The sequence below is a fragment of the Alteromonas salexigens genome (genome assembly GCF_025628895.1).
GTDB classification, from domain to species: domain Bacteria; phylum Pseudomonadota; class Gammaproteobacteria; order Enterobacterales; family Alteromonadaceae; genus Alteromonas; species Alteromonas salexigens.
Genome location: NZ_JAOTJC010000013.1, coordinates 184,352 through 207,411, shown reverse-complemented (window position 1 = coordinate 207,411; position 23,060 = coordinate 184,352). Strand labels below are relative to the sequence as shown.

23 protein-coding genes are annotated in these 23,060 nt (G+C 50.5%); 17 read left to right on the top strand and 6 right to left on the bottom strand.

All coding sequences use genetic code 11. The annotated features are described in order from the left end of the window. Positions 1–2 precede the first annotated feature (2 nt). From yoaA to OCL06_RS15390, 11 genes are all read left to right on the top strand, one after another. Positions 3–1,925, top strand: a complete 1,923-nt coding sequence (gene yoaA, locus OCL06_RS15440) for a DNA repair helicase YoaA (protein ID WP_262996182.1) — start codon at positions 3–5, stop codon at positions 1,923–1,925. Between the two features lie 3 nt (positions 1,926–1,928). Then, positions 1,929–2,618, top strand: coding sequence for a tRNA (adenosine(37)-N6)-threonylcarbamoyltransferase complex dimerization subunit type 1 TsaB (gene tsaB / locus OCL06_RS15435; RefSeq protein ID WP_262996181.1), 690 nt, complete (start codon positions 1,929–1,931; stop codon positions 2,616–2,618). Positions 2,619–2,689: 71 nt separating this feature from the next. Then, positions 2,690–2,995, top strand: coding sequence for a hypothetical protein (locus OCL06_RS15430; RefSeq protein WP_262996178.1), 306 nt, complete (start codon positions 2,690–2,692; stop codon positions 2,993–2,995). Between the two features lie 179 nt (positions 2,996–3,174). Then, positions 3,175–3,852, top strand: a complete 678-nt coding sequence (locus tag OCL06_RS15425; protein ID WP_262996176.1) for a Slp family lipoprotein — start codon at positions 3,175–3,177, stop codon at positions 3,850–3,852. A 62-nt stretch (positions 3,853–3,914) separates the two neighbouring features. Further along, complete coding sequence (locus tag OCL06_RS15420; RefSeq protein ID WP_262996174.1) at positions 3,915–4,754, top strand: alpha/beta fold hydrolase; 840 nt, start codon at positions 3,915–3,917, stop codon at positions 4,752–4,754. Between the two features lie 129 nt (positions 4,755–4,883). Then, complete coding sequence (gene fadD / locus OCL06_RS15415) at positions 4,884–6,536, top strand: long-chain-fatty-acid--CoA ligase FadD (RefSeq protein ID WP_262996172.1); 1,653 nt, start codon at positions 4,884–4,886, stop codon at positions 6,534–6,536. A gap of 60 nt (positions 6,537–6,596) precedes the next feature. Next, complete coding sequence (rnd, locus tag OCL06_RS15410) at positions 6,597–7,754, top strand: ribonuclease D (protein ID WP_262996170.1); 1,158 nt, start codon at positions 6,597–6,599, stop codon at positions 7,752–7,754. A 17-nt stretch (positions 7,755–7,771) separates the two neighbouring features. Next, a complete protein-coding gene (locus OCL06_RS15405; protein ID WP_262996168.1) occupies positions 7,772–8,065 on the top strand; it encodes a YcgL domain-containing protein in 294 nt (97 codons plus the stop codon). Next, a complete protein-coding gene (locus OCL06_RS15400) occupies positions 8,065–9,060 on the top strand; it encodes a lytic murein transglycosylase (protein ID WP_373318501.1) in 996 nt (331 codons plus the stop codon). The genes OCL06_RS15405 and OCL06_RS15400 overlap by 1 nt, the downstream gene beginning before the upstream one ends. Position 9,061: 1 nt before the next feature. Further along, the gene (locus OCL06_RS15395) at positions 9,062–9,724 is read left to right on the top strand and encodes a fumarylacetoacetate hydrolase family protein (RefSeq protein ID WP_262996166.1); all 663 of its coding nucleotides are present in this window, start codon (positions 9,062–9,064) and stop codon (positions 9,722–9,724) included. Then, positions 9,724–10,218, top strand: coding sequence for a YcgN family cysteine cluster protein (locus OCL06_RS15390; protein WP_262996164.1), 495 nt, complete (start codon positions 9,724–9,726; stop codon positions 10,216–10,218). The genes OCL06_RS15395 and OCL06_RS15390 overlap by 1 nt, the downstream gene beginning before the upstream one ends. Position 10,219: 1 nt before the next feature. Here OCL06_RS15390 and OCL06_RS15385 read toward each other — a convergent pair whose 3' ends face one another. The 3 genes from OCL06_RS15385 to nhaB are packed head-to-tail and all read right to left on the bottom strand — an operon-like array spanning position 10,220 to position 12,885. After that, the gene (locus OCL06_RS15385) at positions 10,220–10,732 is read right to left on the bottom strand and encodes a GNAT family N-acetyltransferase (RefSeq protein WP_262996162.1); all 513 of its coding nucleotides are present in this window, start codon (positions 10,730–10,732) and stop codon (positions 10,220–10,222) included. A 35-nt stretch (positions 10,733–10,767) separates the two neighbouring features. Continuing rightward, entirely contained in the window at positions 10,768–11,292 is a 525-nt protein-coding gene (gene dsbB / locus OCL06_RS15380; RefSeq protein WP_262996160.1) for a disulfide bond formation protein DsbB, read from the bottom strand. A 9-nt stretch (positions 11,293–11,301) separates the two neighbouring features. Next, positions 11,302–12,885, bottom strand: a complete 1,584-nt coding sequence (gene nhaB / locus OCL06_RS15375) for a sodium/proton antiporter NhaB (protein ID WP_262996158.1) — start codon at positions 12,883–12,885, stop codon at positions 11,302–11,304. 413 nt (positions 12,886–13,298) lie between these two features. Here nhaB and OCL06_RS15370 point away from each other — a divergent pair, with 413 nt between their 5' ends. Next, positions 13,299–13,781, top strand: coding sequence for a LabA-like NYN domain-containing protein (locus OCL06_RS15370; RefSeq protein ID WP_262996241.1), 483 nt, complete (start codon positions 13,299–13,301; stop codon positions 13,779–13,781). 94 nt (positions 13,782–13,875) lie between these two features. Here OCL06_RS15370 and OCL06_RS15365 read toward each other — a convergent pair whose 3' ends face one another. Next, positions 13,876–14,313, bottom strand: coding sequence for a hypothetical protein (locus tag OCL06_RS15365; protein ID WP_262996156.1), 438 nt, complete (start codon positions 14,311–14,313; stop codon positions 13,876–13,878). Between the two features lie 521 nt (positions 14,314–14,834). Between OCL06_RS15365 and OCL06_RS15360 the strand changes: the two genes are divergently transcribed. From OCL06_RS15360 to OCL06_RS15340, 5 genes are all read left to right on the top strand, one after another. Continuing rightward, on the top strand, positions 14,835–15,941 hold the full coding sequence (locus OCL06_RS15360) for an App1 family protein phosphatidate phosphatase (RefSeq protein WP_262996154.1): 1,107 nt from the start codon (positions 14,835–14,837) through the stop codon (positions 15,939–15,941). A gap of 549 nt (positions 15,942–16,490) precedes the next feature. Then, positions 16,491–17,603, top strand: a complete 1,113-nt coding sequence (locus OCL06_RS15355; protein WP_262996152.1) for a serine hydrolase domain-containing protein — start codon at positions 16,491–16,493, stop codon at positions 17,601–17,603. A 318-nt stretch (positions 17,604–17,921) separates the two neighbouring features. After that, positions 17,922–18,632, top strand: coding sequence for a fatty acid metabolism transcriptional regulator FadR (gene fadR, locus OCL06_RS15350; RefSeq protein ID WP_262996149.1), 711 nt, complete (start codon positions 17,922–17,924; stop codon positions 18,630–18,632). Between the two features lie 291 nt (positions 18,633–18,923). Beyond that, positions 18,924–19,283, top strand: a complete 360-nt coding sequence (locus OCL06_RS15345; RefSeq protein WP_262996147.1) for a phasin-related domain-containing protein — start codon at positions 18,924–18,926, stop codon at positions 19,281–19,283. An 85-nt stretch (positions 19,284–19,368) separates the two neighbouring features. Beyond that, the gene (locus tag OCL06_RS15340; RefSeq protein ID WP_262996145.1) at positions 19,369–19,980 is read left to right on the top strand and encodes a hypothetical protein; all 612 of its coding nucleotides are present in this window, start codon (positions 19,369–19,371) and stop codon (positions 19,978–19,980) included. A 56-nt stretch (positions 19,981–20,036) separates the two neighbouring features. Here OCL06_RS15340 and OCL06_RS15335 read toward each other — a convergent pair whose 3' ends face one another. Both OCL06_RS15335 and OCL06_RS15330 read right to left on the bottom strand, forming a co-directional pair. After that, the gene (locus OCL06_RS15335) at positions 20,037–21,467 is read right to left on the bottom strand and encodes a hypothetical protein (protein ID WP_262996143.1); all 1,431 of its coding nucleotides are present in this window, start codon (positions 21,465–21,467) and stop codon (positions 20,037–20,039) included. A 32-nt stretch (positions 21,468–21,499) separates the two neighbouring features. After that, positions 21,500–22,978, bottom strand: a complete 1,479-nt coding sequence (locus tag OCL06_RS15330; RefSeq protein WP_373318500.1) for a DUF3336 domain-containing protein — start codon at positions 22,976–22,978, stop codon at positions 21,500–21,502. Between the last annotated feature and the right edge of the window lie 82 nt (positions 22,979–23,060).

Genomic DNA, 23,060 nt, shown 5'->3' with positions numbered 1-23,060 from the left:
CTATGGCGTCGGTCACGAGCCTGTTTTCTGAAAACGGTGAATTAGCTAAAACCATCTCCGGCTTTGTGCCCCGGCAGGCACAGACAGACATGGCGAATGCCGTAAAGTCAGCTATTGAAGATCAGCAAAGCCTGGTGGTGGAAGCGGGGACCGGCACAGGCAAGACGTTTGCCTATCTGGGACCGGTGCTGCTTTCAGAAGGCAAGGCTATCATCTCCACCGGCACCAAAAATCTGCAGGAGCAGCTATATCACCGCGATCTGCCTCTGGTGAAAAAAGCGCTGGCCTCACGCCGCAAGACTGCCTTACTGAAGGGGCGCGCCAATTATCTGTGTTTGCACCGGGTGGCGCAGCACGGGGGCAACTCCACGCTGGTGGAAAAAGACGTATTGGACCAGCTCTCCACTGTGCGTCAGTGGGCGACGACGACCAAAACTGGTGATATGGGCGAGCTTAAGCAATTGCCGGAAGATGCCAAGGTATTGCCACTGGTTACCTCCACCGTAGACAACTGCCTAGGGCGGGACTGCCCCGATTATGAAGAGTGTTACCTGGTAAAAGCGCGCCGTAAAGCTCTGGATGCCGATGTTATTGTGGTGAATCACCATCTTTTCTTTGCCGATATGGCGTTAAAAGACACCGGGTTCGGCGAACTTATTCCCGAAGCGGATGCCATTATTTTCGACGAAGCGCACCAGATCCCGGATATTGCCTCCGATTATTTCGGTGAGTCCATGTCTACCCGGCAAATACACGATCTGGCCAAAGATATCACACTCATTTACCGCACCGTGCTGAAAGACGTGGAGCAGCTGGACAAAACGGCCGACAAATGTCGCATGCTGGCCTCTGATTTACGCCTGTTGTTCCCCGATACGCCACAACGCGGTAACTGGGCTGAAGCGCTGGACCGCGATGAAGTGCGTGCGGAGGTGGGTAAGCTGGCAGAAGCTCTGGGGGTTTTGCACGAAGTCTGCAAGCTGCATATCGGGCGTGATAAGGACCTCGATAACCTTTACGAACGCATAGTGCAGGCCAGAGAAAAACTCGCGGCATTAAGCGATAATAAGCAGGACGGTGTGAGCTTGTGGTACGAAACTACGCCTCGTCACCTGATCATGCATCTAACCCCCTTGTCTATCGCGGCAAAATTCAGACGGTTTGTGTCTTCCCCGCCGAGGGGCTGGGTGTTTACTTCCGCAACACTAATGGTGAATGGCGGGTTTGAGCATTTCCAGCGACGAATGGGATTAGAGGACGCCAGAACCCTGGGCTTAGACAGTCCGTTTAACTATCAGGAACAGGCGGTGCTGTGCGTGCCCAGACACCTCCCGGAACCAAATAGCTTCGCCATGCGCGAGACCTTGCTGGAGACCGCGAAGCGTCTGATTAAAGCCAGTAACGGGCGGTGCTTCCTGCTGTTTACCAGTCATGCCATGCTGCGGGAAATTGCCGGGCGTCTGGAAGACGAAGTAGACAACCCGCTACTGGTGCAGGGGACCACCACCAAGCAAGCCCTGCTGGATGAGTATCTGACCAAGAAAAATGCAGTACTGCTGGGCACCGGCGCCTTTTGGGAAGGGGTCGACGTACGCGGCAACGATCTGGTGTGTGTCATGATAGATAAGCTGCCGTTTGCCTCACCGGATGATCCTTTACTGCAAGCACGCATTGAAGACGTGAAAAAGCGTGGCGGCAACCCGTTTGCGGCTATTCAGATCCCCCAGGCGGTAATTACGCTCAAGCAGGGAGCTGGCCGACTCATTCGTGATCCTAACGACAAAGGCGTACTGGTCATTTGCGATAATCGTCTGGTAACCCGGCACTACGCTAAAACGTTTCTGGCCAGTTTGCCGGATATGCATCGCACCCGAAGCTTAGATGAAGTTGACAGTTTTCTTTCCAATATTAATGACGAGCAATAACCCATGAGCCGAATTCTTGCTATAGATACCGCCACTGAAGCCTGCTCTGTTGCCGTAAAGGATGGCAACAAAGTATACAGCCAGTTTGAAGTCTGCCCGCAACAGCACAGCCAGAAGTTACTGCCAATGGTAGACGCGGTGCTTTCTGAAGCCGGGCTAACGCTGACTGATATTGATTGCCTGGCCTATGGCCGTGGCCCGGGTAGTTTTACCGGGGTTCGCATTGCCACCGGCATGATACAAGGTCTCGCGTTTGGCAGTGAACGGCCGGTGGCCGGCGTGAGCACGCTGGCGGCTATGGCACAGCAGGCAATGCAGGAGTCAGGTAAAACGACTGCGTACGTGGCTATTGATGCAAGAATGGGAGAGGTATACTTTGCCGCCTTCACACTTAACGATGGATTGGCTGAAAGCCTGACAGACGAACAGGTTTGTGCTCCGGAAGCGGCGGCAACCCAGCTTGAACAGCCAAACGCTGTGCTGGCCGGAACCGGCTGGGACGCTTACGCGGTCCTGAATGAGTACAAAGAGCAGCATGCCGCTGAAGTAGTGGTGTTGTATCCGAACGCAGAGGCCATGCTCCCGCTGGCTGAACGTCTCTATCAGCAAGGTGGGGCCGTCACGGCCGGTAACGTGGAGCCGGTTTATCTGCGCGATAAAGTCACCTGGAAAAAGCTGCCGGGCAGAGAGTAATGTTAAAGGGCACGAAAATTGCTCGTTTGAATATTTGTCAGTAAAGAATTAATTAGCCCCGTTTACCGCGCATGATTATAAATACTTCGTTTTCGGTATCACCTGCAGATCAACCGCAAAGTCGTAACCCTCGTGGTGGGGCTGCCCCTGCGGTTGAGTCCGCCACCGATAAACCCCAGCCGGTTAACCCGGGGCAGTTCGTCCTAAAAGCCCCCCAGAGTGCTCAGGATTTTGAGCAGGCCCGCCAGTACCAACAGTTTATACGCGAAGATAACAATGCCCAGAGCCGCACAGCGATTGCGTCATATACCGCCCTGGAAAAAGCCAGACAGCGCGAAAACATTCGCGAAATGTTTGGCGTAGATCTTTACGCCTGACACGCAGGGCTGCTAGTCTGGCTAAGGCCTGATCTCAGCTGCACAGGGCAGGGAAGTCATTAGCCCCAAAGCCGTCCCGGGCTAGCCTGCCAAAGCCTTGCTGCAACGGAATTCAGCTAGTGTTCAGGCTGACGTGTAATACTCAGTGTATAGTCGTGTAATTAAGTTAGGATAACTGCATGTTAATCAGAATTATGACTCTTCTGGCGGTACTGACAATGGCCGGATGTGCCATCGTGCCAGCTGCCATAGATGTGAAAGATGATACTTCATTGGTTAGCTACACCAGGGCGGTGACCAGTGGTAACGCACAGCTGGGCGAGCCTGCTCGCTGGGGTGGGGTAGTCGTCGGCGTTGAAAACAAGCCGCAAAAAACTTTCATTGAAGTGGTTCACTTCCCCCTCAATCATTACGGTAAACCCAATACCTCAGCTGAAACTGTGGGCCGGTTTAAAGTGCTTATTGAAGGGTTTGTCGATCCTATTTCCTTCGAAGAAGGCAGAACGGTAACTTTCGTGGGTAGTGTGGGCAGCCCGACAGCGGGTATGGTGGGTGAACAACCCTACATGTACCCAACTCTGAAAGCGCGGGACTATCATCTGTGGCGCAAAGAAGTGGAGTATGATGTCTCTGGTATCTACTTTAACTATCACACCGGTTGGTACTCGCCCTATATCTCCCCTTATTTCCATCCCAGCTGGCGGTATCATCGCTCAAGGGTGCGGGTGATTGAACGGGGGAATGCGCCGCCGAAGTCGACGATAAGAAGCTCTGGTAGAAAGTCGCTTCCCCCAAAAGATTATAGTGATCCTTCTTCGTCTTCGAGACGGAATAACCGGAAAGATTTGGAATTTTAACGGCAATCGCATGCCCGGCAGGCGGCAATGCATTGCCGCTTTAGCAAAAGGAAGTAACAGGTATGCTGGAAACCGAATTTCATGCCGGGCCCGTCATTCTTACCGGGCTGGATAACCAGGGAACAGGCACGGTGGTGTTGGGACTGCATGGGTATTTAGATAATGCCGAGAGCCTGCGCCCGCTGGCCCCCTACCTACAAGAGCAACATTTTATCGCGCTGGATCTGGCAGGTCACGGCCACGCCTCTCATCGTCCCCAGGGCGCCCATTACAATCAAATAGACTACATCCAGGACCTCTTTGCCCTCATTGAGCAACAAAGCTGGCAGCAGGTGGTGCTGTTGGGGCATTCAATGGGCGGTATTCTGGCTACGCTGTATGCCGGCCTCTTTCCGGAGAAGGTGAAAGGGGTGATCAGTCTGGATGCCTGTGGACCGCTTACCCAGTCAGAAGATACCACCGCGCAGCAAATGCGGGAGTCCGTGCTAAGTCGCTATGAAAAGAGTCGTAACCGGTTACGCACGGTGGACTTGGACAGCGCAGTAAAAGCACGGTGCAGAGTTTCTGATATTCCTGAAGAGCACGCGCGGGCGATTCTCAGCCGTAATCTCACTCAGGATGCGGGCGGGCATGGCTTTTGGGCCAGCGATCCGCGGCTGCGTACCCGTTCCACTGTTCGGCTGACGGAGCCCCAGGCCAGAGATATCATGCAACACATTACCTGTCCGGTACTATTTACCAGCGCCAGTCAGAGCTTCAAAAAAGTGTCAGAGGTTTACGCCGGACGCCGTGACTGGTTTGCCAACAGCCGGTGTGAATATTTTGAGGGTGGCCATCATGTGCATATGGAAAAACCTGACTTGATCGGCCCTGTCATCCGCGATTTTGTTGAGCAGTTGTAAACTGCGCCGTTTATTTTTATTGCTGCATCCTATACTATTCGCAAGATATCAGACCAGTTTGCGAAGATGTGCCTGTAAAAGGCCGGAGCGCGTCTTCGGGCATTATAATAATAACGGAAGGAGGCTTTGGTGGATAAAACCTGGCTCAAGCATTATGACCCTCGCGTTTCCGCTGAGATAGACCCCGATCGGTACAGCTCAATTGTGGATATTTTTGAGCAATCGGTGAAAACCTATCGTGATAAGGTGGCCTATATTAATATGGGTCAGTCGATGACATTTGGTGAGCTGGACGAGCAGTCTGCGCAATTCGCCGCCTATCTTCAAAACTCGGGTCTCAAGCGCGGTGATGCCGTGGCCATCATGATGCCGAATTTACTGCAGTACCCGGTGGCCATGTTTGGAATTTTGCGCGCCGGTATGGTGGTAGTAAATGTAAATCCGCTGTATACCGCCCGGGAATTAAAACATCAGTTGGTAGATTCCAATGCCAAGGCAATTGTTATTGTCGAAAATTTCGCCTGTACGCTGGAAAAAGTGCTGGGTGATACGAACCTGGAGCACGTACTGCTTACTTCGCTGGGCGATATGCTGCCAGCGCCGAAACGCTGGATTGTCAATTTCGTAGTAAAACGCGTGAAGAAGATGGTGCCGGCTTATTCCTTATCCGACGCGACACCTTTGATGGCGGCAATCAAGAGCGGCAAGGATCTCCAATACACCCGACCGGATATTCAAAACGATGAGCTGGCATTTCTGCAGTACACCGGGGGGACCACGGGCGTATCGAAAGGGGCGATGCTAACTCACCGTAATATGATAGCCAACCTGGAGCAGGTCTCCGGTATTCTGGAAACCGTCATTGAGCCCGGCAAAGACTTCGTAGTCACGGCACTGCCGCTTTACCATATCTTCGCGCTGCTGGCGAACTGCCTGTTATTCGTAAAATATGGTTGTCGCAACCTGCTTATTACGAATCCCCGTGACATGCCGGCCTTCGTAGATGAACTCAGTAAGTACCCGTTTACCATTCTGCCTGGTGTGAATACCCTGTTTAACGGATTGCTGAACACCCCAGGATTCAGTGAGCTGGACTTTTCTAACTTCAAATTCGGTTTGGGTGGCGGCATGGCCGTGCAGCGACCAGTGGCCGAAAAATGGCAGAAAGTCACCGGTACCGTGTTACTGGAAGGCTATGGACTGACCGAATGCTCACCGGTGGTGACGGTGAACCCACCACAAATTGAAGCTTACAAAGGCGCAATCGGCATGCCGGTTCCATCTACAGACATTATGCTGTTAGATGAAGATGGCAAAGAAGTTGGCAAAGGTGAGCCAGGTGAGATGTGGGTTAAAGGCCCACAGGTGATGAAAGGGTATCTGAACCGCACAGAGTCTACTGATGAAATACTCAAAGACGGCTGGCTGGCGACCGGTGACATTGCCACAGTGGACGATGAAGGTTATTTCTATATTGTTGACCGTAAAAAAGATATGATCCTGGTATCTGGTTTCAATGTGTTTCCGAATGAAATTGAAGAAGTGGCAGCCATGCATGACGATGTCATTGAAGCGGCCGCAGTAGGTGTTCCCCACGCAAGTAGTGGTGAAGTAGTTAAACTGTTCATTGTTCGGAAAAACGAGGCACTCACTGAAGAAGCAGTGATTACCCATTGCCGAGCCCATCTTACCGGGTACAAAGTACCTAAACAGGTGGTCTTTAAAGATGATCTGCCGAAAACCAATGTTGGAAAAATTTTACGTCGCGAGCTCCGTGATTAAGGGCTGGCGCTAACCCGGGAGAAAGATATCAGCCGGCTTATTGCCGGCTGTTTTCGTACTATGGACTATGTATTAATCACCACTAATAACGACCTGGCAGAAGTGTGTGCTCGCGCACAGCGATACCAGGCTGTGGCGCTGGACACTGAGTTTGTGCGCACCCGCACACTGACCCCAAAATTGGGCCTCATCCAGCTCTATGACGGACACCAGCTGGTGCTCATCGACCCGCTTACTATTTCCGATTTCAGACCATTTGTGCATCTCCTGGAAAACCCGGAAGTGACCAAGGTTCTGCATTCCTGCTCGGAAGACCTGGAAACCTTTCTCAGTTTTTTTGGCGTGTTGCCTGCGCCGGTCTTCGATACGCAGTTTGCAGCCAGTATCCTGGGACTGGGGGCCACCCTTGGTTATGCCAAACTGGTTGAAGAGCTATGTGGTGAATCTCTTGATAAAGGGGAGTCCCGTACCGACTGGCTGGCACGCCCGCTGCGTGAAAGTCAGCTGGTCTATGCCGCCAACGACGTACTGTACCTGTTGCCTGCTTATGAGCAGCTGAACAATATGATTATTGACCGCGGAAAGCGCCAGTGGGTGGTCGATGAAGTGGCGCAGCTGGGGGTTAAAAAGCAGGCTAGCATGCCGGTGGAATATGCCTATATCGGCATTAAAAATAACTGGCGGCTGAACAGTGAACAACTGTACGTACTGAAAGCACTGGCTGGCTGGCGACTGGCAAAGGCGCGGGAAAAGGATCTGGCGCTCAACTTTGTGTTTAAAGAAATACATTTGTTTGAGGTAGCTCAGAAGCTGCCCGAGTCGCGCAGCGCGCTGTCGAAAGTGGAGGGCATTAGCCCACCGGCTTTTCGTCGCTACAGCGAGGTTATAACCGAGATAGTGCGTACTGCCAGAGCAGAGTACGCTGCGCTTGATGATGCAGCTAAACCGGCCGTTATCAAACGCCTGATCGACGTGCCGGCATACAAAAAAACGCTGGCCGAGCTCAAGCATGCCACTAACCAAATAGCGATAGAACAGGGCGTGTCACCCGAAGTCCTGGCTTCAAAGAAGCAACTGAACCAACTGTTAAAGTGGCGATGGTTTGATATGTGTGAAACCCGGGCCCAGGGGCTGAAACCAGACTTACTGGTGGGGTGGCGAGCGCCATTGTTCGCGCCTGCTGTTATCCGCATTCTGGGTGAGTCAGAAAACGACTAATTTTAAGAGTTTTGATTATGTTGTGTGCAGTATACCGAAGTAAAAAAAAGCCGGGCATGTTTCTGTATGTGCCTAAACAAGAGCAGTTTGACGATATTCCTGAAGCGCTCATGGAGCAGTTTGGAAAGCCCGAACTGGTTATGGTGGTGGCGCTGGACAAACGTAAAACCCTGGCCGGTGTGGCGGTGAACAACGTCCGCGAAGCAATGGAAGAAAAAGGCTTTTATCTGCAACTGCCCCCTAAGGAAGACAACCTGCTGGAAGCGCACCGTGTTGAGCAGGGGTTGCCGAAAAGACCAGAAACTAAATGATGAAAGTAGCAAGTTCGATATTAAAGCTGGCGCTGGTGGCCAGCAGTCTGGCAGTTATGCCGGTGACAGCAAAAGACAAAACAGCGGCGGGTTTTCAGGCGTACCTCTCTGAGTTACAACAGGAAGCCGTGACGCGTGGCATTGATCCGGCGTTGTTAGATAAGGCTTTCGCCACCATCGAGTTTCGGCCAACGGTGGTCAAATCGGACAAAAATCAGCCCGAACGCAAAATTACCCTGGATGATTACCTGGCTACCCGGGTCCCCGACTGGAAAGTGAATCAGGCGGTCGAAAAGCTGTCTGCACACCGCGGAGTGCTGGAAGAAATTGCCGATGTCTATCAGGTGCAGCCCAGATTTATCGTGGCATTGTGGGGAAATGAGTCTAACTTCGGACGAATTCAGGGCAAGTTTGATGTATTGTCCGCGTTGTCTTCGCTGGCCTATGAAGGACGCCGGGAAACCCTGTTCAGAAAACAGTTTTTCGCCGCACTGACTATTTTGAATGAAGGCCACATTGAACTGGCCGACTTCAAGGGATCGTGGGCAGGAGCGATGGGCCAGAGCCAGTTTATGCCGACTTCTTTTCTGACCTACGCGGTGGACTACAATAAGGACGGTAAAAAAGATATCTGGGGTACGCCGGCCGATGTGTTCGCGTCGATTGCCAACTTCTTGTCTTCCGAAGGCTGGCAGGGTGATTATACGTGGGGACGTCAGGTCACGCTGACAAGCGATGAGGCGCTGAGTAAACGGGGGCTGGATAAGCAGCATTACCAGCCACTGGCAGCATGGCAACAGCTGGGTGTGCGTCGCTACGATGGCAGCGCGCTGCCTGACGTGGACATACGTGCCTCGTTAATAATGCCTGATGGTCCCGACGGACGCATTTATCTGGTTTATAATAACTTCCATACCCTGATGAAGTGGAACCGCTCTTCATACTTCGGTGTATCGGTGGGTTATCTTTCTGATCGGATAAAACGAGGCTACTGACATGTACATGCACCAGGACAATCTGGGTAATCCCATCGCTTTACCGGTGGGGAAGGCTATCTGTGTGGGGCGTAATTACCATGACCACATTGATGAAATGCGCTCTGAAGTCCCTGCAGAACCTCTGCTGTTTATGAAACCGAAAGCCGCGTTCTGTCACATGCAAAACCCGCTGCGCATCCCGGAAGGAAAGGGCGAGTGCCATAATGAATTGGAAGTGGCGGTATTATTAAAGCAACCGCTGTGCAATGCCTCAGTGGGGGAGGTGCTCGCCGCAATTTGGGGCATCGGGCTGGGACTGGATCTGACGCTGCGTGATGTGCAACAGACGCTCAAGCAGAAAGGACTGCCGTGGGAACGCAGTAAGGCATTCGACTTTAGCTGCCCGTTGTCCGGCTTTGTGCCGGTTTCTCAATTCACCCGCCTGGATGATATTCACTTTTCGCTGACAGTAAATGACCAGCAACGTCAGAGCGGAAACACTGCCATGATGCTGCATGCCATCCCCGAACTTATTGCGCATATGTCGGGCGTGTTCACGCTGGACGCTGGTGATGTTATTCTCACCGGCACGCCGAAGGGCGTCGCCGCCCTTAACAATAATGATGTTGTCCGGGCAGAGTTGGCCGACCATTTTCACGTTTCAACCAAGGTAATTGGCTAATGTCCGCACCATTCTGGGAAACCAAGTCACTGTCAGAAATGTCGCAAGCAGAGTGGGAGTCACTGTGTGATGGCTGTGCTAAATGCTGTCTGCACAAATTTATCGAAGACGATGACGCAGACGAAGCGGCATCCACCGATGAAATATTCCCTGAAGAGCAGGTACATTACACCAACATTGTGTGTTCGTTACTAAACACCAAAAGTTGTGCATGTTCTCAGTACGAACGCCGCACCGAGCTGGTGCCGGACTGCGTTAAACTGACTAAAGACAATTTAAAAGACATCTTTTTCATGCCCCCGAGCTGTGCGTATCGGCGCCTCCACGAGGGACGAGGCTTACCGTCCTGGCATCCGTTGCTGAATAAAGGCAAAAAGCATGTGATGCATCAGAAAGGCATGTCGGTGCGCAATAAAACCGTGTCTGAAACCGATGTGGATTTAGAGCACTTTGAAGATTATATCGCGATTTGGCCGCTGGAAGATGTAAGCTAGTTCAGGCTGACGTTAAGCTGTAAAGCAAGGCGTCGCGCCCGAAAATACGCTTACGGCACAGACCTTCTCGCTCCGCGCCGAGTTTCTCCGCTACCCGCAGGCTTGCTTTATTGGCGGGCTCAATAAAACATTCCAACCGGTTCAGCCCCATTTGCGTAAATGCCAGTTTAAGCAGCGCTTTGCATAAGGCAACAGCGAGGCCCTGGCCGCAGGCGTCAGGTCGGATCCAGTAACCCAGATTGCCGGTAAGGTGAAGTGGATGAATATAATTGATGATCCCCATACCCAGGCAGGTGTCTTCTTGTACCAGTAAGTAGGTGATGCCGTAATTCTGATGACGACTGGCATCAAGAGACTCAATGCAGTGCTTAGTCGCGGCGGGCGTAACAGGGCACAGACTGGTGCCCAGCCAGGGTTTTACATGATGGGCCGACGCCTGCCCAGCGCGGCACAACACCTCAGCGTGCTTCATTCCAATTCGCTCAATGGCGACCGGGCTGTCGTCTGTTTTCAAAGGCGGCAGCCGCGAAGGTAAAATACTGAGGTCGATCAAAAGGGCTTCTTATCTAACAACCGACACCCAAACACCACGACAAAGGCCGCAATGTAAATGCCGAAGATAATCTGCATCCAGCCTGCCATGCCCATGGACATAAACTGCCAGCTGTTTTCGTCACATAATCCTTCTGCCGCAAATATCGCTGGCAGCCACTCGTGCAAGGGGGCCCATGAGGGGAAGTTTGGCTCTATGCCGCAACTGGCGAAAAACGGATTGCTGGCGTTAATGATTTCCAGATGCTCGGTGGCCAACAGGTAACCCCAGACGGCAGAGACAATCCACCCCGCGAAGCCGAGCAAGCGGGTGAGGCCGTGATTGACTATCAGTACCAGCAAGCCTGCCAGCAAAATGCCATACACGGCAGTGCGCTGATAGATGCACATAATACAGGGCTTCAGATCCATGCCGTACTGAAAGTACAAGGCAGTGATCTGTAAAGCCAGCGCTGAGGCAAATAACAACAGCCACGACGACTTATGCTCTGCCCAGCGGCTAATAGAGTGAACCACGCTCATGCTGCTCTCCTAATGCCCATCGTCGCCAGCGCTCACCGCTGTGGCGCTGTGATGCTCGATAAAGTGCATGTCGTACAGCCACTGGGTAGCGTCGGTCAGACCGATGTAGGTGGCCAGCAGGCCCACAATAGTCAGCACAATGGTATAAGGCAGAGCCATATACACCATGCGGCCATACGATAAGCGTAGCAGAGGGGCGATTGCAGACGTCAGCAGGAACAGGAATGCAGCCTGACCATTCGGCGTGGCTACGCTTGGCAGGTTGGTGCCGGTGTTAATCGCCACTGCCAGCATGTCGTACTGGTCACGGGTGATCTGTCCGTTTTCAAGTGCTGCGGTGACTTCGGTGATATAAACGGAGCCGACAAATACGTTGTCACTGACCATCGAGAGCACCCCATTGGCCAGGTAGAACATGATCATCTGTGTTTCACCTTCGTAGCTCAGTACCCACTGGATAACCGGCTGGAACAGACCCTGATCAATGATTACCGCAACCACGCCGAAGAATACGCATAGCAAAGCGGTGAAGGGCAGCGCCTCTTCAAAGGCTTTACCCAGCGCATGCTCTTCAATCACGCCACTCATAGAGGTTGCTAATACAATAACTGATAAGCCGATTAAGCCCACTGAAGCCATGTGGGTAGCCAGGCCAACCACCAGCCACAGGCCGATAATGGCCTGAACCACCAGTTTGGCCTTATCCCTGTGCGTGCGGCTACGGTCAGTATGCTCGCTGTAGTCCACCAAAATGGCGCGCACATTTTTAGGCAACTGGGCGCCATAACTGAATACTTTGGTTTTTTCGAGGAATAAGGTGGTGGCTAAGCCGGCAATGAATACCGGTAGGGTGACAGGGGACATGCGAATGAAAAACTCCACAAAATCCCAGCCTGCCTTGTCGGCAATGATCAGGTTCTGGGGTTCTCCCACCATCGTCATAACGCCGCCCAGTGCAGTTCCCACCGCTGAGTGCATCATCAGGTTGCGCAGAAAGGCGCGGAAATTCTCTAAATCGTGACGGCCAAGATCCTGAACGGCATCGTCGCTGGTGTGATCATGGTCATGGTGAAACTCTTTGCCAGACGCCACCTTATGATAAATAGAGTAAAAGCCCAGGCCCACCGCGATGATAACCGCTACGACAGTCAGTGCATCCAGAAATGCAGACAAAAACGCTGACGCAAAAATAAATGCCAGTGACAGCACGAGCTTATTTTTGACTTTAATCACCAGTTTGGTGAACAGGTACAGCAGCAGGTCTTTCATGAAGTAGATACCGGCCACCATAAAGACCAGCAACAGGATAACTTCCAGGTTCACTTCAATTTCATGCATCATGTGACCGGGGGAGGTCATGCCAATGAACATGGCCTCAATGAGCAACAGACCACCAGGTTGCAAAGGGTAGCACTTTAGCGCCATTGCCAGGGTGAAGATGAACTGGATCACCAGAGCCCAACCCGCCACATAGGGGTCGGCCATGAAGATCAGTGGGTTAACAAGTAAAAAGGCAATGATGGTTTTTTTATACCAGTCGGGCGCATGACCGAGAAAGTTCTGGTAAACAGCCGCGGAGAAAGTGGTCTGCATAGGTTTGTGTTCCTTCTACTAAAAAGTAGGCAAGTGTTGCGTATTGTTGTAGTTATAGTCACTTACAATAGCAAGTGAAAGCGCCAAGTTATCGTTTTATAGCGGTTTTCTTTGCCTGGCGGTACCTCGCCATCAAGACTACATGAATTTTCAATAGTGAGAAAGCAGCATCACCAGTATGGCGGGCATTTAGCCGCAAATCGCTCGTAAGATGACCTGGCGGCAGACAGAGACTCGCGTTCGTGACTTCCCTTGAGTCACCAAAACAACGATTTATGGTCAAACAATGCTGGTCGTCGGCCAACAGAGTGTGCTTCACTACAGCGAATATTCTTAATGAGCCGACAGCGTCAGGCGCATTGGCTGCGTTTACGGGCGAAGCCACTTCCCCCGAATTAATGATGGAGCAGACCTTGGAAAAAGTTGCCTTACTGGTAGATGTACAAAACGTGTATTACACCACCCGTGAACGTTATAAACGGCATTTTGATTACAACACCTTTTGGCGACATGCTACTGCCGACCGGGAAGTTACGCTGGCCAATGCATACGCCATCGACCGCAATGACCCCAAACAACGCCAGTTTCAGAATGTGCTGCGTGGCATTGGCTTTTCAATCAGGCTGAAACCGTATATTCAGCGGCAGGATGGATCTGCCAAAGGAGACTGGGATGTGGGCATTACTATAGATGCACTCGCCGCCGCCCGTGACGCCGATGTAATTGTGCTGGTCTCAGGGGACGGGGACTTTGATTTACTGGCCAAAACACTGCGTGAAGATCACGGTAAGCGGGTGGAAGTGTATGGGGTAGAGGCACTCACCGCACAGTCGTTAATCCAGGCTGCCAGCCAGTTTTTCGCTATAGATACACCGCTGCTATTGGAGACGCGCTGACAAAACGCCGTTGCCAGTTGGTATATAGTCAGATGTTCTGGTACCGAATGCGGTGCAGGTACAGGCGATGAAGATAAAAACTTTCAGGCGTTAATTATGAGAGGGCAGTGTGAAAACCCTGGCTCGCTAACCAGTCGAGCGCGCTATCTTCGTCGCTGAATACGCCTAACGGTACACCCGCATTTTCGTAAATACGAGCAAACTGCGATGTTACCAGCGCCGCAACAGTGGTGTCACCCACTACCAAAGCACCAACCGCCATGCCTCTCGCCGCGCGCCACTCGACCGATTTCTGCAACGCAACTTCGCCATCGCCAGTCAGCACAGCAGACCCATGGAGTAACCCTAAAAACGCCCATCGTTGACCGTCAAGGAGTGCCGTTGTAGCCTCCATATCGCGGCTGTATGAGGCGATGGCGCTCTCTCCCGCCATCCCACCGGCGCAAACCGCAACGATGTTACCTGTTACCGCGATGCGGTATTGACCATATCGGCTTTTAACAGTGGCAGAAGGGTTATCAAATAGCTTCATAATTCTCTCGCATAACCAGCCTCGGGTCATTGTTGCGGCAAATCGACGAGGGTGTTAACTGCATTGCGCGCTAAGTATAGCGCTACAGGCAAACCCCCAACAATCTGAACATCGTGAAAAATAACCACAACGTACTTTATTTGTTGACCGAATTCTCGTTTTTGGTACTCACAGATATCGCAATAGCCAACGAAACGGAGAGACGAATTCGGACTCCACTAGTGCTGTGATGTAGAACTTAAGCATTCAATCATATTTATTAATACAAACTCTGACCCCTTTCGTTCATTCCGTAGTACAACAATCAGGTAGTGGGAAGTTGAATGCGAGCTCCTGTTAGGAGCGTTCCTGCAGACTTACGAAAATGAACTGACTTTTCATCGTCACTGAGATGGCAGGAGGGACGGTTTGATCACATCTTGTTTCAAGCCCTGAGCACAGACGGTGGTCGAGCTTCGGTCAGAGTTTGAAACATCAGTTCACTATTTTCACCTGAACCTCTCCTGCTGATAGAGATTTGTATGCAAAAACACGCGCGCTACTGGGTGCACCGCCTTGAAAGGCGTCTGGATAAATTAAGACATCGCTTTAAACGATGGTATGGCTACTCACCGGTCATTGTACAACCGTATATCACGTATGGCACGACGGATGAATTATGGGTTGCCGGCAGGTTGTTAGAAGCTAAAGGCGTAGCGGGGAGCATTGACGACAGTCGCTGGAAAAACCTGGTGCATATGATGCGCCGTTATCGAAGCGATGAAATCCCCTTTACGGACATTAGCATCTCATTGGGCACTGACGAGCGAACTGTGACGACGGATGCGGACGGGTATTTTCACTATCACTGGCAAAACCCTGCGGACGATTGTGTGCAGCAGCCCTGGACTAACCTCACACTACACGCCGCTGATCCGGCGCTCCCAAAAGCCGAGTCACACAGTGTTGCAGAGGTATCCGTGCCACCCGAAAGTGCGGAGTTTGCCGTTGTCAGTGATGTTGATGACACTATCATGCGTACAGGGGCCACCAATTTTTTCCGACACACGAAAACCGTATTACTGAATAACGCCCACAGCCGTGAACTGTTCCCGGGAACCTGTGAATTTTACAACGCCTTACACCAAGGGGCCTCAGGAGATGCCGGTAACCCTTTTTTCTATGTATCAAGCAGCCCCTGGAATATTTATGACCTCATAGCCGAGTTTATTGAAATTAATGGCTTACCCAAAGGGCCCGTATTACTAAAGGACTTTGGATTAAGAGAGGATCGCTGGTTTAAGAGTGGCCATGAGAACTATAAAACCGAGCGTATAGAAACTATCTTAAAAACTTATCCTCACCTGAAGTTAATATTAATAGGCGATTCTGGGCAACATGATGTTTATGCCTATTTAAAAATAGCCAAAGCGCACCCCAAAAGAATTGCGGCTGTGTATATTCGCGACCTCAATCCCACCTCCCGCTCTGCAAAAATTACCCGTGCGGCGGACGAATATGCGACCTGTAACGTGCCGTTTAAATTTATTAAAGACGCTGCAGAAGCCGCTGGTCACGCACGAACACTGGACCTGGTGACAGAGGAGGCGGTTCAAACAGTAAAAAGTAATGTGGCCAAAAAGACGTAATGGGTAACTATGTTGCGTTTCCGGGCGAAAGCCGGCTTTACCGGGTGATACAGTAGCGCTTCTGCCACTGTCATGACTGAAAATAGACTATGCGTACGCAAACCCTATTATTGAGCGTTGCCTCGTTTTAAAAGGCAGGCACGCTATTTAAACGCAGTGTGAAAGCCCATACTTGGCTGTTGCCACTCAAACTGAGAGTCTCAGGCAAGCCGCCGCTATTAAATCCAATACTCTATGAAATACAAAAAAATACGCTGTGCCTCTCAAATTGAGATTACTAATAGATGTTGTCACTTAAATCGAGAAAGTTTTTTACTAGGGGACAGTGAATTTTCATTGTTGTGCTAGAGACACCATAGCCATAGCTTGAGTGCACAGGAAGCTTTGTACGTATACCGGACCTTTGCACATTGACAATTTTCCGGCAACAAAGTGCGAACAACGGACTCTGAATAGGTGGCGTTCCTAGTAGCGTGTATGGTTGATGTAATTTTCGTTAAACTACTCTGACTGAAAAATAAACTACTACTAGTACAAAGGAATTGACCAATGCAATCTACTGGAGCAAGAACAGTTGTTATTATTCTAATTAGTATCTTTTTAGCTGGATGCAGCACGAGTACAACCGAGTTAAGTGAAACAATAAACGAACAGCTCAAAGTAAACTCAGAAAAGCATGGAATTCCTGCGCAAGCGTTAATGATAATGCACAATCAAGCAGTTATGTTTCGTAACAACCTCGGTATCAACGATGTAAATAGCGCAAAGCCCATTAGCAACGAAGCAGTTTTTCCCATCTACTCAATAACTAAGCTTTTTGCTAGCACGATAGTTATGCAACTCCACGAAGAAGGAAGATTAGAATTATCCGATTACGTATCCAAATATGTTGATAATCTACCTATTAATTGGCAGAAGATACGAGTCCAACAATTGTTAAACCATACCTCCGGTTTACCAGAGTACTACAACTGTAAAAACAAGGAGTGTAAATTTCCTGTTTCGTTTGAAACTGCTATTAGTCGCATAAGAAATGCTCCCATGTTGTTTGAGCCTGATGCGCAAATGCAGTATAACCAGACTAACTATCTCTTACTTAAGTCTGTTATAGAGAGCGTTACTGAAACTTCATATCGTAAGTTAGTGTATAGCCGAATTTTCAAGCCTCTAAACCTTCAAAATACGTGGCTTGGGTTAGAAAGTGTCCCTAAGCAAAGGCTCGTTACCGCTTATCATTCCAATAGTGGTAGCACGCTTCAAGAAAATGAAGCCACCTTTCCAGATTATTCGATTTCACATGCAGATGCGTATTCAACATTAGGTGATCTGAGTAAGTTTTTGTCAGCGATAGCCCAAGGACATTTAATATCTAAGCAATCGTTGATGGGTTACTGGCAACCATACCGGTTATCCAATGGTGATGAGGGATACTTTGCATCTGGTTGGGATTATAACAAGGCTGGGAACTGGCAAGAGCTAGGGCACGATGGCGGGGGCCTCGTGAGAGTGAGAATATTATTTCAAGAAAATTTAGATGACCACTATGTAATAGTGTACCTAACGAATGGCAATAAAGATGGTGTGTGGTCTCGTAATTTGGTTGATTCTGTACAATATTTGGTGATGCCTGATTTGTTTTCACGCATTGTTATGCGCTGGTAGATAATCTGGTGAGGAAGCACGAATATATGTCCGCTCATTGTCTGAAGCTGACTTTGCCGAATGAGTTAATCAACAGCTCATTCATCTCTCAACGCAGTCCTTTAGAATCTACCTCGCCCTGAAATGACAATCGCAGGCAATGCTTCCCCTGAACCCTAGACAAACAGAGTCTCGCACGAAACCATTCTCATCTTGCCTCGAAATCCCAGTTTAAGTGGCAGTAGCCAAATCCCGAAACTGATTTATTCATTGTGCTATCGAAATGGCATCTGGTACAATCAGTTAACAAAATAACAAGAACGTTCAGGCGAGCAGGTTATGATTTACAAGGCGCAGAGTCCGGCAGGATTCGCAGAAGAATACATCGTTGAATCCATTTGGAGTGGTCGTTTTCCTCCAGGCACGATATTGCCCGCTGAGCGCGAGTTATCTGAATTAATTGGTGTCACCCGCACCACATTGCGGGAAGTGCTGCAACGCCTCGCCCGTGATGGCTGGCTGACTATTCAGCATGGCAAACCCACTAAAGTGAACAACTTCTGGGAAACCTGCGGTCTGAATATTCTGGAAACACTGGCACGGCTGGATCAGGAAGGTATTCCTGAACTGGTAGACAACCTGCTGGCAGCCAGAACCAATCTGAGTGCAGTATTTATTCGTGGTGCGATTCGTAATAATCCCCAGGAGTCGGCTGACATCATTGCACGGTATAAAGACGTGGAAGCCGATGGGCTGGCATTTGCGCAGTTCGATTATCAAATGAACCATGATCTGGCACTGGCGTCGAATAACAACGTATTCGTGCTGATGATGAACGGTTTCCGTGGCTTATATTCACGGATTGGAGGGTATTTCTTCTCCCATGAAAGTGCCCGCCAGGTAGCCAGAGACTTTTATGAGGAGCTGCACAAAATTGCCGAGCAAGGTAATTACGATGCAGTACCACAAGTTGTACGTAAGTACGGTATTGAAAGTGGCAAGGTCTGGCAGCAGGTGCGTGAAAACATGCCGAAAGATTTGGTGGACTAACAACCACCAGTCAGACCTACAAAAGCCTCCTTAGCGGAGGCTTTTTTGATCCCTCCCGAAGCATTCACTCAATAATGTGCTATACCCTTTACAAGCTACTTACTGTTCGTATCAGCATTGTTTGTTTACCTGCTCTGGTAATACGCATCTATATCACCTAATTTTCGGTCTGGAACAAGGAAGGCGAGCTTTTTATTCACCCTCGATAAAATAAATGCAGTTTTAGTATGCGGTTTCTAATTGACGGCGCTATTGTTTGCGCATCGAATCAAATCCCGAGAGGAAATTGCTATGAGTAACAAAGATACTGTGAAGTCTAAAATTAACGAAGCTGAAGATTTTGCCCGTAAAGTCTGGTTAGCCGGTCTGGGTGCCTACGGTAAAAGTGTAGAAGAAGCACAGGGTCGTTATGACAAACTGAGCGCCGAAGCCAGCAAGATGTTTGATGAGCTGGTGACGAAAGGGGAAACTCTTGAAGACGACGCGCGCAGTAAGTTCCAGTCAACTACCAATGACGTTGAGAACCGTGTTGCTGACGTGCGCAAGAAGCTGGGCCTGGATGTGGATCATTCAGACCAGAAGATTGAAGAGTTGTCGGCCAAAGTCGACGCACTGACTGAAGCCGTAGCCAAGCTGGCGGCAAACAAGTAAATCCATAAGGGTCGGCTAATGCCGGCCCTTTGCTTATTTATTAACACTGTGCAGGTGTTACAACAGCCCGACCGGGAGGTTTGAAGTGGCAACAAGTAAAAGTTCAGCATCACCACTGTTTGGCTGGCTGGAAGCCGGCAGTGATTTAATGGCAGCACAGCTGTCAGACGTAACCGAAACCGTGAATAAACGTCTGGATGAGACACACGCACTGTTTGAAGAGCTACAGGCACGCGGCGCGGTTATGGACAAACAAATTAAGGCGCAACTTGCACCCTCGCAGGTATTTACCTCGTTTCAGGAGCTGATTATGGCAAACCCGATTTTCTCGATGTTTGGTCAGGGCAGTAAAGCTGAAAAGCGTGAACAACAACTGCAGGCGTTATCGACCAAGGTCGATCTGTTAATTGAGCAAGTGGCGTTGCTGGCAGCAAAAGAAGCCGCGGAGAAAAAAGCGGCAGAGAAACCCGCAGCTAAAAAACCTGCCACAGCAGCAGCCAAACAGACTACCAAAAAGAGCACAACTGACTCGGGTTCCGGACGAGGATCAGCCTCAACTGCGAAGAAATCGTCTGCTTCCAGCACCTCTGGCACTAAGAAAGCCGCTACGAAGAAAACGTCGGCCAGTTCTTCAGCGGAAACATCGACAAAAGCAAAGTCAGCCAGTAGCACAAAATCTGAGAGTAAAAACAGCTGAACCCGGTTGCCGGCACTACGCGCTAAGCACTCTTCCAGCAGGAAGGTGGCAGGGGGTTAGCGCCCCCGGTTCCACAAGTTCTGGTTGTTCTTATAAGCGAAATAATCAGCCGGCTCCCAAAAACTCGGGATAAGATCATCAATCGCATCAGGCGTGAAGTTGCCGGACAGCTGACTCATGATCTCTTTCAGCCGGTCTTCACCCATCTTCATCAGTTTCTTGCGGTTGGCAGGAAAGAACAGGTTTACATTACGACCTACAGTTTCATCACTGCCTGAGCGAATATACGTGAGGTTGCGGGTCACCGGTCGGCAAATCGGCTCGGCAGGGTGCTCCGGGTTCAACCGGGTTACAATCGCACACTCATAGCCTTCACGGTCAAAACCACGTTCAGTCTGCGGGATATAGGTAATTCCAAAGCCGAGCGGGAAATAACCCACAATGCCAATAAAAGCTTCAGCCAGCTTATTGTGCAGTGCCCCTTTTTTGGCCAGCTGCTCGATGAGTAAATAGCCCTTGGGCAGGCTTTTGCGGCTGTAATCCGGTTTGGTGGACAATACTACCGAAACGTAAATTTGCGGTATTTTAAGTATCTCCCCAAGTCCTGACTTACTGATAAAGGCGTCTTTCATTAATGCCTGCATGAATTCCATGGTGGCAGTGTGGCTGGCAATAAACGCATCGCGCTCGGCTTTATCGTTACCCACGTAGGCAGGCAGCCCCAACCCATTTTTTAAATAATTCAGTGTGCTGGAAAAGTTAATTTTAAGCAGCTGTTTGCGCTGATCGTTTTCCAGTACCCGAAATTCATCGAGATTGTTGTCCGGCCCGTGCAAGATAGCCCGCGCCTCATAAGACTGCAGGCCAATATCCTGCAGTAACGCACACCAGATGATGGGCATGGCAACTTCGTTTTGCCAGCGTTCCTGCCAGGCCCGGTTACCTTTGAAGCGAGTGAGGGCCGCTTTGCGTGCAGTCAGGTAAGGGTGCGAGATGTAGTCGTGTTCCAGTGCTTTGTCACTTAAACGCAGTGCTAGCACGGCTTTATACAGTGGTTTGAGGCGCTGATGCAGTTGGGCAAATTTGCCCTCCGGGCCACGGGTAAGAAGCATTACGGTGCCGAGGAACTTAGCACTGAGTAGTTGCGTTTCTTCGTAAGTATCGCCTTCACACAGTGCCAATAACCGGTGCGCAACGGATTGCAGCCGTTCAAGGCGCTCCAGTCGCTCGCTTTCCAGCTTTGCCTGCGCGGACTTGAGTTTCTTGGTCAGCTGCTCGACCACCGCGGGTTGCTTGTCCGGGTTGGCCACGGCCTTTAGTTTGCCCTGCAGCTCGTTGATATGATCCTCAAGGTCCGGCGTAAGAATGTAATAATGACGGGCATCCTCGCAGACTGAGCCGCGTCCGGCTTCCTTGGGATATACCAACTCAATAAGCTGCTTAACCTGCTGCGTATAATGGTTATCAGGGTGCTCTATCTTACTCACTGTGGTCCTTTAATTGTAATCTGCTGCCTTGCTTATGACGCGGCTCGGGCTATCGCATTATGATGGGTATGTCCCAGTTTTTCTGCCTCGCGCTGCTTCAGCTTGGCTAAATAATAGCGCAACGTTTCGCTGATTTTAGTATTACGTTCTATAACATCAATGTGCGGCCAGGTGGCTCGCTCACCACTTTCAATCAGGTGCGTAATACTTTCGAGTGTCGGGTTTGCCAGGATCTGAGCCAAATTCCGTAACTGCTTGTTTGGCAGGATATTTACGTTGCCAACATATTGTTGATCAATAATAGAACGAACTTTATGAATTGCGAGTTTGGCGCCGCGATGTTCTACCAGACCTTCCAGCAAGTCAATTGCAAATATGCTGTTAGATTTAGCCAGTTGGCCCAGATGGCGCCACGTCAGCGCCCCCATGGTTTTTGCATGGGTGCGGTTAGTGGATAAAAAGGGTACGGCCAACGGGTTTGTCTGACTGACGATGGAGTGATTGACACCATACAGCCGGGAGAGGCGTTCGAAGGGCAGGTCCGCCATCAGCGAGCCGTCCGCAAACCGACGGTTGGGAATATAGGGTACAATGTCGCCGTTTGCGGTCTTCGCCCGCAACTGAACCGGGCTAAACAAGACCGGCACCGCACAGGAAGCCCGCACAGCCTGGGTTATGATAGCGTTTGGCGCGGTTTTAGCATTCAGTAACCGTGAGTGCTGATGCAAGTCTGCGGGTGAGACCGATACCGTGACGTGACGACCGGTTTTATGGAAAGCCTCTTCAAATGTCATCACATCGAACAGACCAATTAATGCGTTTTCCAGCGCCTGACTATTAAACAGGCTCTTCTTGCCAAAGCCAGCCCAGTGCCGCCAGTCCTGAAAAGTTTCATAAATAAAGGCAGGGGACAAAGACTCAAGTAGCTCGTCATGTGAGCGGGTTCCCAGCATGGCCGCAATAATTGAGCCGGCGCTGGCACCGGATATGACGCTGGGAACCAGGTTTTTTTCGTTGAGCGACTTAACTACGCCGCAATGAAAAAAGCCCAGTCCTGCCCCGCCGGACAGCATCAGGCAGCTGCGTCCAAAGGCATGGGCAGTTTCTTCAAAAAAAGACAGTTTTTCGTAAAAGTCGACTTCCTGCTCGTCGGCTTCGAATATGTGATCGAGGGTCAGCACCACTTCTTCGATGAAGGTCTCGATAAGTACTTTAGTGCCGATTTTGCTGCCATCGTCCAGCGCCGGGTTCGCAATATTACCGAGGTTACCGTGTAATCCTTCATGCAGAATGGACATCATCGCCAGGCTGTCACCTTTACCCCGGGCTAGCTGTAATCGCTGTACCCGTTTACGGATGAGGCGATAGTCGTAATCGCGGCAGGGATCTTTGGCCTTCCAGTCGTTAGCTCCTGATAGTTCATCATGAGCCAGGCATGCTTCGCGATAAGCCTGATAGGAATTGGCGTGCTCGATATCACGCTCGAGCTTTCCCAGTACGGTATTGAACATTGGCATACTTCCCCCTGTGACGTGAAATGTGCAGGTCAGATCTGTTCTCAGACCTCAGTTTATGCAAGGAAGTTAGAAAGCA

Bases quoted from the DNA above. Each gene is read 5' to 3' on its own strand.
- dsbB (WP_262996160.1), bottom strand. From the start codon at position 11,292: ATGAGCGTGGTTCACTCTATTAGCCGCTGGGCAGAGCATAAGTCGTCG.
- OCL06_RS15425 (WP_262996176.1), top strand. From the start codon at position 3,175: ATGTTAATCAGAATTATGACTCTTCTGGCGGTACTGACAATGGCCGGA.
- rnd (WP_262996170.1), top strand. From the start codon at position 6,597: ATGGACTATGTATTAATCACCACTAATAACGACCTGGCAGAAGTGTGT.
- OCL06_RS15430 (WP_262996178.1), top strand. From the start codon at position 2,690: ATGATTATAAATACTTCGTTTTCGGTATCACCTGCAGATCAACCGCAA.
- OCL06_RS15360 (WP_262996154.1), top strand. From the start codon at position 14,835: ATGCAAAAACACGCGCGCTACTGGGTGCACCGCCTTGAAAGGCGTCTG.
- tsaB (WP_262996181.1), top strand. From the start codon at position 1,929: ATGAGCCGAATTCTTGCTATAGATACCGCCACTGAAGCCTGCTCTGTT.
- OCL06_RS15400 (WP_373318501.1), top strand. From the start codon at position 8,065: ATGAAAGTAGCAAGTTCGATATTAAAGCTGGCGCTGGTGGCCAGCAGT.
- OCL06_RS15405 (WP_262996168.1), top strand. From the start codon at position 7,772: ATGTTGTGTGCAGTATACCGAAGTAAAAAAAAGCCGGGCATGTTTCTG.
- OCL06_RS15420 (WP_262996174.1), top strand. From the start codon at position 3,915: ATGCTGGAAACCGAATTTCATGCCGGGCCCGTCATTCTTACCGGGCTG.
- OCL06_RS15395 (WP_262996166.1), top strand. From the start codon at position 9,062: ATGTACATGCACCAGGACAATCTGGGTAATCCCATCGCTTTACCGGTG.
- OCL06_RS15330 (WP_373318500.1), bottom strand. From the start codon at position 22,978: ATGTTCAATACCGTACTGGGAAAGCTCGAGCGTGATATCGAGCACGCC.
- OCL06_RS15390 (WP_262996164.1), top strand. From the start codon at position 9,724: ATGTCCGCACCATTCTGGGAAACCAAGTCACTGTCAGAAATGTCGCAA.
- nhaB (WP_262996158.1), bottom strand. From the start codon at position 12,885: ATGCAGACCACTTTCTCCGCGGCTGTTTACCAGAACTTTCTCGGTCAT.
- OCL06_RS15365 (WP_262996156.1), bottom strand. From the start codon at position 14,313: ATGAAGCTATTTGATAACCCTTCTGCCACTGTTAAAAGCCGATATGGT.
- yoaA (WP_262996182.1), top strand. From the start codon at position 3: ATGGCGTCGGTCACGAGCCTGTTTTCTGAAAACGGTGAATTAGCTAAA.
- OCL06_RS15355 (WP_262996152.1), top strand. From the start codon at position 16,491: ATGCAATCTACTGGAGCAAGAACAGTTGTTATTATTCTAATTAGTATC.
- fadR (WP_262996149.1), top strand. From the start codon at position 17,922: ATGATTTACAAGGCGCAGAGTCCGGCAGGATTCGCAGAAGAATACATC.
- OCL06_RS15345 (WP_262996147.1), top strand. From the start codon at position 18,924: ATGAGTAACAAAGATACTGTGAAGTCTAAAATTAACGAAGCTGAAGAT.